A 16,550-nucleotide genomic window follows, 5' to 3' on the forward strand; every position below is an offset into this window, starting at 1 on the left:
CCTCACGAAATGCCTGCCTGTTGCAACACCAACCTCATACGCCGAACAGCAAGCTCTGGATTTAACAGCACATCCCCTTCGTCTGCCAGTTCAAAGATCCTCGCCAAGTGCAACACCGAACGGTGACTCTCTGCGCCTGCAATCATTCGAAAATGAGGCTGAAAACCGTTCAAATATGCCAAAAACACGACGCCTGTTTTATAAGAAAACGTTGGCGATTTAAAAATATGACGGGCGAGCGGGACCGTTTTGTCCATCGTTTCACGGTACGCACTCGTATTTCCCGCATCCAAGTCAACAAGGGCTCGACTCGCAGCCGGTGCAATCGCATCAAAAATCCCAAGCAAGGCGTCACTATAATGCCTGCCGTCTCCTTCAATCAATTCTGGATAATGAAAATCATCACCGGTATACATCCGAACAGAGTCTGGCAAACGCCTGCGCATCTCCACTTCCTTCGAAGCATCTAAAAGCGACAGCTTAATCCCATCCACTTTGCTCTCATGTTGACGAATAATGTTCAAACAACTGTCCATCGCTTCATCAAGCTGGTCACTGCCCCAATAGCCTTCTAAATTCGGATCAAACATATCCCCTAACCAGTGGAGGATGACCGGCTGTTTCACTTGTTCGAGCACCCGTTCATACACTCGAGCATAATCGTCGGGAGACGATGCCACACGCGCAAGCGCGCGGCTCGCCATCACAATAATTCTCCCGCCTTCTCGCTCGACGTGGGCGCACTGCTCTTCATACGCATGCACCACATCGTCCAAGCCAATAACGGGCGCCGGTAGCAGTTGGTCAGTGCCCGCACCACAAGCAATCTCACCCCCGACCGCGCGCGCCTCCTTCACCGAACGCGTAATCAACTCCTTCGCATGCGACCACCCGAGCCCCATGCCTCGTTGCGCCGTATCCATCGCCTCAGCCACCGACAACCCTAACCCCCAAATATGATGGCGATACGCCAGCGTATGTTCCCAGTCAATGCCTACATCACGAAGCGGATCATCAACGGCCCACGGATCTGCCACAACATGAACCGCAGAAAACACCTTTCTTTTTTTGATAGAAATCGGAGCCGTCGGCGCTGCCCATCGTTGGCTATTCACGGTGTACGTCTTCAGATGGCGATCTGCCGTCGGAAGTTGAATCGTTAGACTCACGTTAACGCTCACCTCCATCACGTTCAATCGACGGTACCTCTATCCATCGTTGTTCTTTTGAAGATTGCAAACCTAAATCCGCTAGCTGCGTTCCTTTCGCCCCTTCATATAAATCCCAAGGAAAGTCAGCATCTTCATACACATGTTGCAAAAACAATTCCCATTGATGCTTAAACGCATTCTCAAACACCGTATTGCTCGGAACATCTTCCCATTGATCTTGGAACGTGAACGGATTTTCCAAATCCGGATTCCATACCGGCTTTGGTGTATTAACGCGATGTTGTGTCTTACACCCTCGTAACCCTGCAACCGCACTTCCGTGCGTACCGTCCACTTGAATCGTGAGTAGATCATCACGGTTCACGCGCACCGCCCATGAAGAATTCACTTGAGCAACTACGTTGTTCGCCAACTTAAACGTTGCATACGCCGCATCTTCGGCCGTTGCTTTGTACGAGTTCCCATGCTCATCCACGCGCGTCGGAATATGTGTAGCCGCATACGCATTCACCGCTTCCACCGACCCAAACAAATCATCGAGCACATAGCGCCAATGTGGGAACATATCGACGATAATACCGCCACCTTCTTCCTGCTTATAATTCCAGGAAGGACGCTGCGCCTCTTGCCAATCCCCTTCAAACACCCAATACCCAAACTCCATTCGCACCGATAGAATATCGCCAAAGTAGCCTGATGCAATCAAATGACGAAGCTTTTGTACACCTGGAAGAAACAGTTTGTCTTGGACAACCCCGTTCTTCACACCGTTTCGATCCGCCAGCTTCGCAAGCGCCAATGATTCCTCAAACGAAGTTGACGTCGGTTTCTCACAATAAATATGTTTGCCTGCATTTATCGCCTTTTTCAAAGCTTTTGCGCGAAGATTGGTCGTTTGCGCATCAAAGTAGATGGTGTTGTTCACATCTTTGAGTGCCACGTCCAAATTCGTCGTCCACTCCGTGAAGCTGTGCGACTTCGCCAGCGCCTCTAGCTTCTCTTCATTTCTTCCTACAAGCACAGGCTCTGGCATTACAACGCTTCCATCCTTTAACCGAACCCCACCTTGCTCACGGATCGCCTTGATTGATCGAATCAAATGCTGCCTCGTCCCCATCCTGCCTGTTACTCCGTTCATGATGATCTTGCACGTTTTTGTCGCCATTACGAAGCCTCCTCTCTACAGTACACCTACTGTATTCGATTCAGCCGCCTGTGTCTTACTAATAGAGGAAAGCAGTTCTCAAAAAAGGAACTAGAGTGCGTACTCGCAAAAAAAGAACTCCTATAATCTTGGAGGAGTTCTTTTTGAGCACGTCGTCACACATTGCTTTCATGCTGCAAAATACAATACAACCCAGCACCCGTAGATGTGCTGAACTTTTTCTCACTAAATAATACGTGAGCTTGATTGAATGGAATCGCTAACGCGTTCATCTCCATGTAACTCATACACCCACGAATAAATGGCTCGGTCATCGGATAACTGCTGTCAATTAGCAAATGGTCTGGATTAAACAGATGGATCACTTGAACAAGCGCTTTCCCTAGAAGTTGACCCGACCGGTGCATTCCTTTTTCTGAATGCTGATTTTTCATGGCTTCATGATTGATTAACACTTCAAGACAACCCGTCTGTCCACACCGACACAGCTCCCCATCTGGATCAACAGCGATATGGCCGATTTCCCCAGCTGTTCCACTTGCACCGTTAACAATGTAGTGATCAATCATCATTGTCCCGCCAACACCATCGCCAATACTGACGTAGAACGTATACGGCCCCATTTCTTGAGGCGCATTTTCCATCGCATTAAGCGCACCCATATTAACATTATTTTGAATGAAAATTGGGAATGTAAAGGTATGTAGATCTATAAATGAGACATCTTTCCATCCTAAATGCGTTGAGCTGTATAATATGCTCTTTTCGTCATTAACAACTCCAGGCATTCCAATGGCAGCCCCCAGTATATTGTTATACGAAACGGCAACATATTCTAAAATTTTCATGATTTCTGCTTTCGTATCGTCGGGGTTATGATTAACGAATGAGAATACTTGGCTCTCTAACACCTCACCATAGTAATTTACAACTGCATATTCAATCGTTCGTTTACTAATCCCAATTCCAATTGCCCGGTAGCCATCTTCATGCATTGCAATTGCAATCTTCGGTCTCCCTTTTGTTCCCGTTGGTTTTATTCCTTTTTCCTTAACTATCTTCTCTCGTAAGAATTCATCAACGATGAGAGAAATCGTATTCTTGCTTAGACCCGTTTGATCTGCTAAGTCCTGACGTGTCGTCTCTCTTTGTTTTCTAATGAGCGATAGGATGGCTCGTTTATTTCGCTCCCTTAACATACCTGTTCCTTTTGACATGTTGTACTCTCCCATCCGTCAAAAAAGCTTGCCTTATTGATCGAGGCAAGCATATCGTACCATATCCCTATAAATGATGGATCTCTTTTTTAAAGCGTTCGATAAATTGAGCGTTCCACTCATCTCCGCCTTCGGCATTTCCACTCTTCCAGATCGGCGGTTGTATCCCTTTGCTTGATAAGATTCCTGTTGCTTCAATCATCATTGCATTTAAAATAAACGCATTGGCAAAAGTTGACATTGCACCTACCTTCTGGTCTTGACCTGCAATACCAATTACGGCGTCTCCAACTTGCACTTTTGAGTCCACATGGTAATCCACGAGTTCATGCAGATTTCGCTCTGATGGATGTCTTGCTGGATGTGTAGCGGGTGTTCCTTTTTCATGGTCAATCGATGAAACACCGATCGTTTTAATGCCCTTTTCACGAGCGTATAATGCGGCATCGATCGTTGCCGCATTTATTCCATATGCATTGACAATGATGAGTAGATCTCCTGTCTGTAGGCGTTCATTCTCCATGACAATGCGACCGTAACCTGGTGTGCGTTCTATTGCCATAGAACGTAGAGCACCGCTACTAAGCAATGTGCCTTCATCTAATATTGCACTGGCATGCATCAACCCGCCAGCCCGAAAGAAAATTTCTTGAGCTGCCAAATTCGAATGACCCCCTGGCCCGTACACATAGAATACTTTATCTTCCGTTACTTGATCAGCCACAGCTTGTGCTGCCTCTCGTATCGCTGTTTCTTCTGTTTCCAGTATCAGTGTAAGTATTTCATTAACTTTTGTGTAATACTGCGATGTTAGCATCATTTTCACTCTCCTTTTTTAAACACTTCTTCTCCACCTTTGTAAGTTTGCTCGACTTCCCAGCCATTGGTTACGGTTCGAAGAACAACAAGGTCCGCTGGCGCGCCAATTTGAATCCCTTTTTCCTGCGTGACTCCCATGTATTTGGCCGGTTGAACAGACGCTCTACACCAAGCTTCTGGAAATTCCATAATTCCTTTCTGAACGCAATGTTTTACGCCGTCCAAAAGATGACTGGCAGAACCAGCTAGTAGTTCTTCATTTTCGCTAAGGTGTAATTTCCCATCGCTCGTCAACGTCACTTCCCCACCAACAGGTGTCTCGTATGTTCCAGGTTTCATACCTGCCAATGCAACACTGTCACTAATGAGAATCATCTTTCTCACCTTCATTCGGTGGACGGTTTTAACTACACTCTCAGGGAGGTGGTGACCATCTGCAATGACCGATGCCCATAGTTCATCTTCTGCCAGTTGGTCCCACAAATAATTTGGATGTCTTGGCAACTCTGGATGTGCACCGTTACCGAGATGAGTGGACAGCGTTGCTCCTGCATGAACCGCTTCTGCAATTTGCTCTGAGTTTGCTGCAGTATGACCGATGGCAATTTTCACTCCGCTTTGAACGGCTCTCTTAATAAAATCAGTCGCCTCTTGCCATTCTGGGGAGAGGGTGATCATTTTTATTTCACCCTCTGCGACTTCTTGCAACCGACAAAACTCATCCCAACTCGGTGGCCTGACGTGCTCCTTCGCATGCGCTCCCCGTGGTCCGTCTTGACAGCTGATGAACGGACCTTCCAAATGAAATCCCCCAACCACATGACGATGCTCTATACACTTCAGTTGTTGGATATTTCCAGAAAAAATCTCAGTTAAGGCTTCATTTGAATTTGTAATGATTGTCGGATAAAAGCAAGTTACCCCAACTTCTGCAAGAGATTTGATGACTTGTGACCATTGTGTTTGATCTAATGGTTTATGATTAAAGTCAACGCCTTGATACCCGTTAACTTGAAGGTCTACAAGACCCGGTGCAATGATGGACTCATTAGATAGTTCATCGGATACTTCTTTGATAGCTGTGATAACCCCCCCCTCGATTTCAACCTCAATCTGTACATTCGACTCAAAGTGCTTTCCCGTGATGACATGTTTATTGTGAGTCATTTTGACTTACCCTCCAAAAGCTTCACTATCTACAAACAACGTAGCATCGTCGTGAGTTCTTAAAATACTAGCTGGACACGATGCGTGTATTGGACCGTTTAACATCTTTTTTACAGCTTCCTTTTTGGGTGAACCTGGTACAGTACAAACAATTTTTGCACCGGAGAGTAGCGTTGGAATTGTAAGTGTCACAGCATGCGTCGGAACTGCCTGGATACGAGGAAAACATCCATCATTCACTTGCTGCTGTCTACTCACTGAATCCAACTCTACTTTTCTAACTGCCTCTGAGTCGTGGAAGTCTGCAATGGGTGGATCATTAAAAGCAATATGGCCGTTCTCACCTACGCCCATGCACACTAAGTCAATCGCTTCCTCGCCCAATAACGTTTGATACCGTTTTATTTCTGCCGAAGGATCGACCCCTCCATTAATAAAATGAAACTGTTTAAACTGTACTTGGGTTGTTAAGTGTGATTGTAGGTAGGATTTGAACCATTGATCTGAATCTGCAGGCAACCCGATGTATTCATCCATATGAAAACCTACAATTTTTGTCCAATCAATCGCTTCATCACGTGTTAGATAGGCAAGAAAAGTATCTTGTGATGGCGCAGATGCAAAAATGATTCGAATCTCTTTCTTTGTTTGCTGAAGTTGTTTAATATACTCGGCTGCATGAATGGCCGCCTGCTTTCCCATCGTGTCACGATCCGAACATACAGCAAATGCTAGTTTCTCAACTTTACCTTCCTTTAAAACCTCTACCATGATGACTCCTGCTCCTTTGTTTCATTTATTTTCACAATTAACGAGTGTAGCTTATCTTCAAAGCGGGATTGAATATCCGTCGTTAGGGGACCAGGATAGCCAAAGTAGTACACCGATTCGTCTGCTTCATACCCACCTGATCGAATTTGATTCGCTGTCGGAATGTACCCGACCATCCCATTCGCACAACCTAGCGGCAGAAGATTGGGCTTCAGTCGTTTTAAGAATAACCCATACTCGTGAACGACTTCTGCGTTGCAAGCTAGCCATTGAAACGAGCCGAAGTCTATATAATGTAATTCAATGTTATACGCTGATTGATCTTGAACAATGTCCGGCCAATCTGGTACCTCAACGTCTTCTCTTGGTTGTCCAAACGTCATTGGCAGTGTCTCGTGGGCGGTATGTACATCTTGAATGTCACACGCCATCCCTTCTGATTCACAAATATTGATGACTTCTTGAAAAAATTGCTTCCCAAGATCTTGCATTTCTACGATTGTTCCTTTGACAAACTCTCCTTCGTCAACGAGGTTCGGGCGAATATCTCCGCTAAACCCTTGCAATATTGCTACAACAGCGTTAGGGAATTGCTCCTCCAATTTCTCGCAACAAACACCTGTATACTCTCCTGAAACAACATTCGCATCCGTTGATGTCGGGTGACACGTATGATGAATCCAAATTGCTCGCGGTTTGCCATCCAACGTCTTGAATTGGGAAACGGTGAGGTCACGATCGATAGAGCCAGAATTGTTTGGCATCATACAAACTTCACCATCCACCGACCGTCGCCGATTCACACCAATATGCGACTCACCTGCATACGTATAAAGCTCTACTCGCTCACTGCAGAATTTCGCTTGTTGCACACATTGCATCGTCGTTCTCATGACTTGATTAATGTAGTCTAGAGATGCCCTTCCAAGGTCAATGCTGAACCGTTGACTTGTTTGAGGAGCTGAGTGATTATGTGTTGCAGAGAATACGATGGACGCTTGTGGAATGTTGTATTCTTCTGCAATTCTTCGCTTCAATGTTTTAACACCATTATCGTCCCACCATAAGAAATCTCCAACAATTAAAAGTACATCATTCGCTTTCGTCTCTAGCCAGAAAGCACGTATATAAATATCTTGGTAAACGTCATCATAATTCCCTAACCGATGAGCAAACCCAGCAAGTTCGACCGGTGTTTTTGGCGTAATGTTTTTTTTACTTACCCCTAAACGCATAAGGCATCTCACCTTCCAATAATTGAATCACCAAAATATAAGCGCGAATAATATGAAACGGATCCTTAACAGGTAGCGCAACAACTTGGTTTAACGGTTCCCCTTTGCGATCACGAATTTGGATCCATTCTCCAATTGACTGATCTGGATGCGGGAACGTTTTGAACACATATGATTCTAATTTTTCATACCAATCTTTCCAAATACAATCACCGGAAAGGTTGCGGAGCAAAAGGGTTGTATACAACGCTTCTGCATGAGGCCACCATAATTTTGTATCCCAAGTAGCCGCGACTAACCATTCATAATGTGTATCATATTGTTCACCCTCCGGCTCTAAACCGTCCACATCGACAAAACGGAGCAAGCCTCCAAACTCGGTATCCCAGCCTTTTTTAAGTGCATGAACGCAGAGAGTTTCCAATTGTTCCAACGTCTCTACTCGTACATCTTCTTTTACGTATCTTAAACCGTGGATGATAAACCAAGTGCTTTCAAGCGTATGGCCTGGGTTGACGTGACGACTTAGCAATGATTCAGGATTGGTTGAAGTCATCTCAACAATACGATTCTCTTCTACTAAAGAAAGAATCTCATCAATAAACCGTTGAATATGAGAAAGATAATGATCTTTTTTTGAAATCTTTAGAGAAGTGGCCGTCTCATAAATTTCCGTGACAACGTTCAACAGAATCATAGGAACAGAATGAGACCGACTGCCTTCAGGAATTGGATAAGGATCGGTTTGAAAATTTCCACTATCAATGCGAGATAACAGTTTGGTGTACATCACTTCTACATCTGAAAAAATGGATCTGTCTTGCTTTAACCTTGCATAGGCATTGCATCCGAGCAACAGAAAACAATCGGCGAAAATACTCGTATCCATAAGATCATCAATTTTTGTTCCATCCTGCTCCACCGCAAAAACAGCGTGGCCGTTGTCTAACAAAGCATGCTCCATGAGAAATGTGAAGGTTCTGTCTGCGTAGTCCTCCCACGCCTCAGATAACGAAATGGAACCTTCTCTTTTTAATTGTAGCAGCCAGCAGCTCAGCCATAGAAACCTGCCTTGAGACCAAATGTATTTCCTTTTACTCACTAGCTGTTCTTGATCGTTCACAAAACAAGTAAACACTCCGCCGTAGTCACGGTCTACAGCCCGCTCCCAAAAAGGAAGCATACGCTCAATCAGTTCTTCTTTATACTTTTTGATTAATTGCTCATCTTCCAATTTTCATTCACAACCTTTTACAACGATTTAGAATATGAATCGGAATGTTTCACAGATTTTGTATTCAAAAGCTCTGCCACTTCAGGCTTGATTGGCTGATTACGACTCAAAATCCCTAGACCAATAAATACGATTAGCGATGTAACAACCGGCGAGCCTACCGCTAATGATAGAGGAACGTCTACGATTTTTGTTACGACGAACATGCTCAATCCAGCAATAACAGAAGCAATCGCAGCTTTTGAGTTGCAATATCGAAATGCTGGAACCAAACCGAGAATCATCGGCACAGAAATCGGTCCAATTAGTGCACCGAACCATTCAATGATAAGTCCAAATACTCCACCGAATTGCTCATGTTGTATTCCTATAATTAATGTTGCAAATGTAAAGATAAATGTCGTAATTCGTGCTAAACGTAGAGATTTTTTTCGATCCATACCTCGAAATTTTTTTGAGACCACAGGTAAAATATCTCTCGTAATTACCGCTGAAACCGTGTTCGCATCTGCAGATGTCATTGACATTGTCGCTGCAAACAAGCCCGACAACACCAATCCAACCAAACCAACCGGAAGTAACTCCATTGTTAGAAGTGCGTATGACTGCTGAGGATCTTCTAAGTTCGGTAATATTAGTGGTGCGGCCCACATTGGGAAAAACAAGATAAGCGGAATGACTAAATAAAGTCCAGCTGATAGCAATGCACTTTTCTTCGCGTCTTTAGGTGAAGGCGACGAAATATAGCGAGTGGCTAAGTTCCAAGTTCCCCCGTTGTAGCTAAGGAAAACAACGAAGAAATACAAAAGAACATATAACAACGTATACGGCTCATTAAACGCCTGTGTGTGACCTTCTGGAAGTTCACTCCAAATACCAGTAATTGAACTCACGCCACCCATCATGCTCATGACAACGAAGAACATTGTAAGCGCTGCCACCATTTGAATGACCAATTGCGCAAGATCCGTCCACACATCTGCCCACAATCCTCCGATTGTGATGTAGATTAAAGAAACCACGCCCGAAATTAAGATGCCATACTCAATCGGAACCCCTGTAAATAAACTAAGTAAAATACCTATCGCTGCCCATTTGGCACCCACATCAAACAGCTTTAAGATAACCCCTGACCACGCCATCATTTGCTGAGAAGCAACATTATAGCGTAAAGCTAGATACTCGGTTGGTGACTCAATGTTGTAATTCACACGTAATCTTGCCCACAACGGAGCAATCGTAAATGCACCAATAAGAACAGCCGCAACGATGACAAGCGCCCACCAGACATAAATTGTAAATCCGTGAGTGTATGCAATCCCTGCGTAAGCAACAAACACTGCCCCACTATACCCAGAGACATGATGAGAGATGCCCGATAACCACCAAGGTAACTTTCCTCCTGCTACAAAAAAATCTTTTGAGCCTTGCACTTTCCGAAACGACCATCCCCCAATAACGACCATGAGTACGAAAAAGAACACTACCACAACCCAATCCAATACATGCATGACAAATCCTCCCCTCGAACGGATTCTTAATTAGTCCTAGTTTATGACTAATTAAGAATTATCTTATAGCAGAGCAGGTTAGTTTGCAAACTATTTGTTAAATTTAATCACATAAAAAGCTGCTCAGCTCGTATAGCTGAACAGCCAATAATTAATCTACCGGACGTGGGCCTGCATCCAAACCTTCCGCACTCGCTGTGCGTATCGGTTTCACCGTCAAGTCAGACTGGACGCGAATTTGACAAGATAAGCGAATGTGATCTTCTTCAATTCCTCTTCGCTCTCGCACCTCTTGCTCTGCTTCACCAATTGGGCCGGGTTCGCCTGCAAGCACCTCACATCGACACGTCGTGCATTTCGCATTTCCACCACAACGGTGCAAAATGTCTATGCCATTGTCTTCCAATGCTAAGACAAGCTTCTTTCCCTCTTCTACTTCAAACGTACCTTTTCCTTCGACTGTAATTTGTGGCACAACAACATCCCCTTTCTATCTATAGTTGAAAGTCTACCATTAGTTTCGGAAATTGTGTAGAATGCAAAGGATTGACAATTCAGAATAGTTAATATAAAAATATAGAATACTCACATTTAAAAAGGAGAGATTCGATTGCCAAAAACATTGTTTAGCGTTAACTTATCAAAAAAGATGGACAAGCAAGCCGTTCCAGGCCACAATCGTTGGCATCCAGACATTCCAGCCGCATTCAGTGTTAACCCAGGCGAATCATTCCGAATGGAGTGCTTAGACTGGACAGATGGACAAATTTCAAATAATGACGACCCTTCTGACATTCAACATGTAGACCTTGATCGCGTGCACGTATTAAGTGGCCCCGCCTACGTAAACGGCGTAGAACCAGGGGATTTACTCGTTGTCGACATTCTTAACGTAGGGGCATTTCAAGATCACGAATGGGGGTTCAATGGCATTTTCGCCAAGGAAAATGGCGGTAGCTTTCTCGTTGATCATTTTCCCGAAGCACAGAAGTCAATTTGGGATTTTGAGGGCATCTATGCGACAAGTCGGCACATTCCAGATGTGAAATTTGCAGGCATCATTCACCCCGGTCTCATTGGCGTAGCCCCTTCTCACGAACTACTTTCGGAATGGAACCGCAGAGAATCTGCACTCGTAGACGAAGATCCTAACCGCGTGCCACCGCTTGCGAACCTTCCAAACCCTGAAAGTGTCGTGCTCGGCACATTACAAGGGGAAGATTTTGACCGCGTTGCAAAAGAAGGAGCTCGAACAGTGCCACCGAGAGAGAACGGAGGAAACTGTGATATAAAAAATCTTTCTCGCGGTTCACGAATCTACTTCCCTGTATTTGTCGAAGGCGCCAAACTCTCCGTCGGAGACCTTCACTTTTCGCAAGGCGATGGCGAGATCACATTTTGTGGTGGTATTGAAATGCCTGGGTGGATTGAATTGCACGTCGATGTTATTAAAGGCGGAATGGATAAATATAGCATCCTAAAAAACCCCGTCTTCCAACCAGGGCCTATGGATCCAAACTATAGCGAGTTTTTAACATTTGAAGGTGTAAGTGTAGATGATTCTTCAGGTAAACAAAGCTACCTTGATGCCAATATCGCTTATAAAAACGCATGTCTCAACGCCATTGAATACCTAAAAACCGTCGGCTACACCGCAGAACAAGCCTACATGATTCTAGGCACTGCACCCGTTGAAGGGCGTGTCGCAGGTATTGTAGACATTCCAAACGCATGCTGCACAGTCTCAATTCCAACAGCGATTTTCAACAAGAACATCTTACCGCAAAAGGAATGATCCTATTGATTTACTCTTTTTCGTGCCCAACATGTGGGCAATTTGAAGAAAGACACACAACTTCTACAGGGGACAAAACGAAATCATCATGTCCACAATGCCAGCAAACCGCCAAGCGAGTGTTCACTAAACCAAATACCTTTTCAATGAACCCACTCATTAAAAATAAAATCGATCGCGGCACAACACCAACCGTCACGAACACATCACAGCTTAAAGGTAAAAAGATTTCATCTTCAAAGCACAACCCACGACCATGGCAAATTTAATAAATCTGCGTTTTTCACGCAGATTTATTTTCTTAGAAAGAAGGGATTGTCCTGATCTTAAAACCTCTCATTACACCGCCCACGATTCAAACCCTCACCGCTCTGGAAGTGCGTCTCAACTTCCACCACCCTGCCTATCCACTCATTGAACGAGACCTTTCTCATGAACAAGCCGGCTTTGCTGGCGAACAGCACATGCAGTACTACTTCAGGCAGCAAAATACTCCGTCCCACGGTTACATCCATCAGCTTCGCCTCAACTCGTCCACTGACTTCTTTCAAATTGATACACTTCTTATTCACCCTCACGCCATGATCATCTTCGAAATTAAGAACATTACAGGTCAGCTGTCGTTTGACTTTGATCGTCAACAGTTGATTCGCTCAAAAGATGGACATACGGATATTTTTGCAGACCCAGTCCGGCAAGCATTTCAGCAAAAATCACAGCTCAAACATTGGCTTGGAAAACATAACATCACTCATCCACCAATTGAAGCCTATACCGTTTTGACGAACAGAAATGCAATGCTTGATCCGCTACCGCCCCACCCTTTTGCCAAACATGTGCTCCGGCCGGTGACGGCACTTGATATTCTATTCAACCTTAAGCCTACTTCCGAACCCCTTTTCCCACACGCTGAGCAACTTGCTCACCTCTTAACATGTAGCCACCAACCTTATGTTCTGCAGCCATTTAAACGCTACGACATCCAGCCTTCCGACCTTCATGCCGGAGTGCTATGTCCCCATTGCCCATGCGTAGTGATGCACTACTTCTACGGGACGTGGCACTGTAAAACTTGCGGGAAGCTCGACGCAAGTGCCCCCGTTCGCGTTCTCGAAGATTATGCTCGGTTATTCGGGCCGTACATCCGTTTGAATGAACTCGTGGCATTTCTCAAGCTCCCTGACCGCTTTGCCGCAAGACGATTCGTAAAAAAATTCAACTTCGATACGGCCGGAAGGTGGGTGAAGCTGCCAGTAAACTAGCCGGTACATGGGGAAGGAGGTGCAGGTGAACGCTTTCGACATGGGCGTGCTCTCCGGACACAATTCCTCGCACCGCCCGGTTTCTGTCCGGCTAGGAGCGCTCTCCGGACACAATTCCTCGCACCGCCCGGTTTCTGTCCGGCTAGGAGCGCTCTCCGGACACAATTCCTCGCACCGCCCGGTTTCTGTCCGGCTAGGAGCGCTCTCCGGACACAATTCCTCGCACCGCCCGGTTTCTGTCCGGCTAGGAGCGCTCTCCGGACACAATTCCTCGCACCGCCCGGTTTCTGTCCGGCTAGGAGCGCTCTCCGGACACAATTCCTCGCACCGCCCGATTTCTGTCCGGCTAGGGGCGCTCTCCGGACACAATTCCTCGCACCGCCCGATTTCTGTCCGGCTAAGGGCGCTCTCCGGACACAGTTCCTCGCACCGCCCGATTTCTGTCCGGCTAGGGGCGCTCTCCGGACACAATTCCTCGCACCGCCCGATTTCTGTCCGGCTAAGGGCGCTCTCCGGACACAGTTCCTCGCACCGCCCGATTTCTGTCCGGCTAACCCTGAGCAGCTCCGTATAGACGCAACAGACGCTAAGAAAATCCGAAAGACTAGCAACATGTCGGCGCCTACGGCGCCGAAGCCAACCCCAGTCGCCTCAACTCGCTCGCTTTTTCTTCGGCACCACCGGTGCCGACAGCAAGATAGTACTTCCAGCTTCTCATCTTGCGAATGCAAAGCCATGCTCAATCCGGGGTGGATCCTTGCCCTACGTAGCATGCACATGCATCTGTACAGATGCATGTGCACATAATCGACACCAAAACGCCCACTCTACTCTTCTTCGAGCTTCATATCTCCTGGCTTGATGAGTTTCATTTTGCGCATTAACTCGGAAAGGAGCAGCGCCACGAGGGCAGGCAATGTGATGTGGAACAGTAAGATGAGCATGAGCACTTCGAAGGTGAACCCCATCGATGTGAAGGTCATAATTTGGCCGACAAACCCGCTCGTCCCCATACCTGCACCTTCGGCGTTATTGATCATGCCGAATTGAACGATGGCAACAGGGGCGATTAGGATCCCTGCTAACGTCGGCGGAATGAGGATCCACGGGTTTTTGACGATGTTCGGCACTTGCAGCATAGAAGTGCCGACACCCATGGATACGAGTCCGCTCAATTTGTTTTCACGATAGCTACTTACGGCAAATCCAATCATCTGTGCGCAACAGCCAATCGTTGCCGCCCCTGCGGCGAGGCCGTCCAAATCAATCATGATGGCGATGGCGGCACTGGAAATGGGGGCGGTGAGGGCGAGGCCCATAAGAGCAGCGATAATCATGCTCATAAATAACGGTTCTTGTTCTGTTGCCCAGTTTACAACCGCACCGAACTCACGCATGGCACTATCGATCGGGGGACCGATGAGGGCGGCAACGGTATAACCAATGGCAATCGTCACAAATGGGGTGAGCAGGATATCAAATTTCGTCTCTTTGGATACGAGCTTTCCGAACTCGATTGCGATGAGTGATGCGACAAATGCCCCGGCAGGTCCACCGAGCTCAACCCCTGCTGCCCCGCATACAACTGCCGAGAACATGACGAGCGGAGGGGCGCCGAGGCCGTAGGCAACGGCGGCACCGATGGCAGGTCCTAATAAACTCATGGCGAGCAGACCCATATCTTCGAGAAAACCGATCTCCAACTGTTCTCCGACGGTACTAATAATTAAACCGATAAGTAGCGTAGAAAACAGACCGAGCGTCATGTAACTGAAGGCGGTAATGATGTATGTACGCCACGATATTCGAATTCCTTTTCTCTTTAAAAACGCTCGCATGCTCTGCATCTACTCCTCAACCATTTGATGTATTACATATTAGGACGCGTGTAGACGTATTGCAACACGCGCAAAAAACCAATTACAGAAATTCCGACAAATTGTGCAAATCATCAGCTTCAATGAGCATGATTGCCAATACTCGTGTGTTTGTTCACTTATTTCTAGAAATCATCCGAATTCTCAACGAAATCGTCTCCGAGTCGATTTGTACAATCTAGTATAGCATGATAACTTTTATAAAGACTTTAGACGCAAAACAACAGGAGGATAACGACGGATGAAGAAATTCGCAATCATATGTGCAGCAGCAAGCACAGCGATGGTACTTACCGCTTGTGGAGACACCGATGAAGATAGTGAAGAATCGTCTGCAAGTATTGGCGAACAAGTCGAATACGAGATTATTGGCATAGACCCTGGTTCAGTGATGATGGACACAACCGAGGAAGCACTTGATCATTATGGGTTGGATGAGTGGACGTTAACGAGTAGTTCGGAAGGCGCAATGGTCGCTGCTCTGGATTCTGCATATCAAGACGAAGAGCCGATCATTATTACGGCTTGGCAACCACACTGGAAATTTAATGCTTACGACCTTAAGTTCCTTGAAGACCCAGAGGAAGTCGTAACAGTTGAAAACGATGTGCATACGCTTGTGCGTAACGGATTAGAGGAAGATCTTCCCGACGTTCATCAGTTTTTAGATCAATTCCAATTTGAATTGGACGAACAACAAGAAGTAATGGAAATGATGGACGTTGATGAGATGGCTGCGGAAGATGCGGCACGCACTTGGCTTGAAGACCACCCTGAACGTGTAGAAGAATGGACTGATGGTGTTGGCGAAGGTGACGGTGAAGAAGTTCGATTCGTACTTGAAGCTTGGTCAGACGCACAAGCAGCCACGAATATGGCCGCTGTCATGCTTGAAGACCTCGGCTATACGCCGCACTTGAACGAAGTTGCAGTCAACATGATGTACGGCGGTCTTGCCACTGACTCAGCGGACGCGCTCCTTGCCGCTTGGTACCCAAACCAAACACCGCTTTTCGAAGAATTTGACGGCGATTTTGAAGACCTCGGCCCGAACTCAGTCGGAGCTGTGACTGGTGTTGCAGTGCCAACGTATATGGATATTGACTCTTTTGAAGAACTGCAAGACGAATAACAGGCGAATCATTGAGCAGGAGGTGGTGAGTAACCGCCTCCTTTTTTGTATCTCAAGTTTTGCGTAGACTCTTGAAAGAGTGTGCCACTTTCCTTGATAAGCCAAGTTGGCTTGCCCGAAAACAGCGGAAATCTGCCCGTGGCATCGTCTATGGAATGATTTTCGCTGTTTCTTTAAATAAGTTGATGAAAAT

General features: G+C 46.1%; 15 protein-coding genes. 4 read left to right on the plus strand and 11 right to left on the minus strand.

Annotated features, from left to right (window positions below; genetic code table 11):
- Nucleotides 1-2: 2 nt before the first annotated feature.
- From ACE1TF_RS06690 to ACE1TF_RS06735, 10 genes are all read right to left on the minus strand, one after another.
- The gene (locus ACE1TF_RS06690; RefSeq protein ID WP_375015385.1) at nucleotides 3-1,169 is read right to left on the minus strand and encodes a dihydrodipicolinate synthase family protein; all 1,167 of its coding nucleotides are present in this window, start codon (nucleotides 1,167-1,169) and stop codon (nucleotides 3-5) included.
- A gap of 1 nt (nucleotide 1,170) precedes the next feature.
- Nucleotides 1,171-2,337 carry a Gfo/Idh/MocA family protein gene (locus tag ACE1TF_RS06695; protein ID WP_042397116.1) on the minus strand — a complete coding sequence of 389 codons (1,167 nt, stop codon included), beginning with the start codon at nucleotides 2,335-2,337 and terminating at the stop codon, nucleotides 1,171-1,173.
- Nucleotides 2,338-2,492: 155 nt separating this feature from the next.
- Nucleotides 2,493-3,554 carry an ROK family transcriptional regulator gene (locus ACE1TF_RS06700; RefSeq protein ID WP_042397113.1) on the minus strand — a complete coding sequence of 354 codons (1,062 nt, stop codon included), beginning with the start codon at nucleotides 3,552-3,554 and terminating at the stop codon, nucleotides 2,493-2,495.
- Nucleotides 3,555-3,621: 67 nt separating this feature from the next.
- A complete protein-coding gene (locus tag ACE1TF_RS06705; RefSeq protein ID WP_375015389.1) occupies nucleotides 3,622-4,374 on the minus strand; it encodes a sugar isomerase domain-containing protein in 753 nt (250 codons plus the stop codon).
- Between the two features lie 2 nt (nucleotides 4,375-4,376).
- Nucleotides 4,377-5,540: an N-acetylglucosamine-6-phosphate deacetylase gene (locus tag ACE1TF_RS06710; protein ID WP_375015391.1), complete on the minus strand. Its 1,164-nt coding sequence runs from the start codon at nucleotides 5,538-5,540 to the stop codon at nucleotides 4,377-4,379.
- Nucleotides 5,541-5,546: 6 nt separating this feature from the next.
- Nucleotides 5,547-6,311, minus strand: a complete 765-nt coding sequence (locus ACE1TF_RS06715) for a glucosamine-6-phosphate deaminase (RefSeq protein ID WP_042397105.1) — start codon at nucleotides 6,309-6,311, stop codon at nucleotides 5,547-5,549.
- The gene (locus ACE1TF_RS06720) at nucleotides 6,305-7,546 is read right to left on the minus strand and encodes a neutral/alkaline non-lysosomal ceramidase N-terminal domain-containing protein (RefSeq protein ID WP_375015394.1); all 1,242 of its coding nucleotides are present in this window, start codon (nucleotides 7,544-7,546) and stop codon (nucleotides 6,305-6,307) included. The genes ACE1TF_RS06715 and ACE1TF_RS06720 overlap by 7 nt, the downstream gene beginning before the upstream one ends.
- Complete coding sequence (locus ACE1TF_RS06725; RefSeq protein WP_375015396.1) at nucleotides 7,527-8,780, minus strand: AGE family epimerase/isomerase; 1,254 nt, start codon at nucleotides 8,778-8,780, stop codon at nucleotides 7,527-7,529. Before ACE1TF_RS06725 ends, ACE1TF_RS06720 begins: the two co-directional genes overlap by 20 nt.
- A gap of 17 nt (nucleotides 8,781-8,797) precedes the next feature.
- Entirely contained in the window at nucleotides 8,798-10,291 is a 1,494-nt protein-coding gene (locus ACE1TF_RS06730) for a sodium:solute symporter family protein (RefSeq protein WP_375015398.1), read from the minus strand.
- Between the two features lie 151 nt (nucleotides 10,292-10,442).
- Nucleotides 10,443-10,766, minus strand: coding sequence for a 2Fe-2S iron-sulfur cluster-binding protein (locus ACE1TF_RS06735; protein ID WP_375015400.1), 324 nt, complete (start codon nucleotides 10,764-10,766; stop codon nucleotides 10,443-10,445).
- Between the two features lie 135 nt (nucleotides 10,767-10,901).
- Between ACE1TF_RS06735 and fmdA the strand changes: the two genes are divergently transcribed.
- From fmdA to ACE1TF_RS06750, 3 genes are all read left to right on the plus strand, one after another.
- Entirely contained in the window at nucleotides 10,902-12,086 is a 1,185-nt protein-coding gene (gene fmdA / locus ACE1TF_RS06740; RefSeq protein ID WP_375015402.1) for a formamidase, read from the plus strand.
- Nucleotides 12,083-12,355 (plus strand): FmdB family zinc ribbon protein, encoded by a 273-nt coding sequence (locus ACE1TF_RS06745; protein ID WP_375015404.1) that lies wholly within the window; start codon nucleotides 12,083-12,085, stop codon nucleotides 12,353-12,355. Before fmdA ends, ACE1TF_RS06745 begins: the two co-directional genes overlap by 4 nt.
- A gap of 108 nt (nucleotides 12,356-12,463) precedes the next feature.
- On the plus strand, nucleotides 12,464-13,348 hold the full coding sequence (locus ACE1TF_RS06750; protein WP_375015406.1) for a nuclease-related domain-containing protein: 885 nt from the start codon (nucleotides 12,464-12,466) through the stop codon (nucleotides 13,346-13,348).
- An 827-nt stretch (nucleotides 13,349-14,175) separates the two neighbouring features.
- On the opposite strand, the gene ACE1TF_RS06755 is transcribed toward ACE1TF_RS06750, so the two are convergent.
- Nucleotides 14,176-15,186, minus strand: coding sequence for a PTS sugar transporter subunit IIC (locus tag ACE1TF_RS06755; RefSeq protein ID WP_375015408.1), 1,011 nt, complete (start codon nucleotides 15,184-15,186; stop codon nucleotides 14,176-14,178).
- Nucleotides 15,187-15,466: 280 nt separating this feature from the next.
- Between ACE1TF_RS06755 and ACE1TF_RS06760 the strand changes: the two genes are divergently transcribed.
- A complete protein-coding gene (locus tag ACE1TF_RS06760) occupies nucleotides 15,467-16,357 on the plus strand; it encodes a glycine betaine ABC transporter substrate-binding protein (protein ID WP_375015410.1) in 891 nt (296 codons plus the stop codon).
- The last annotated feature ends 193 nt before the right edge of the window (nucleotides 16,358-16,550 follow it).

Origin of the sequence: Geomicrobium sp. JSM 1781026, assembly GCF_041949955.1 — a bacterium.
GTDB lineage: Bacteria > Bacillota > Bacilli > Bacillales > Marinococcaceae > Geomicrobium_A.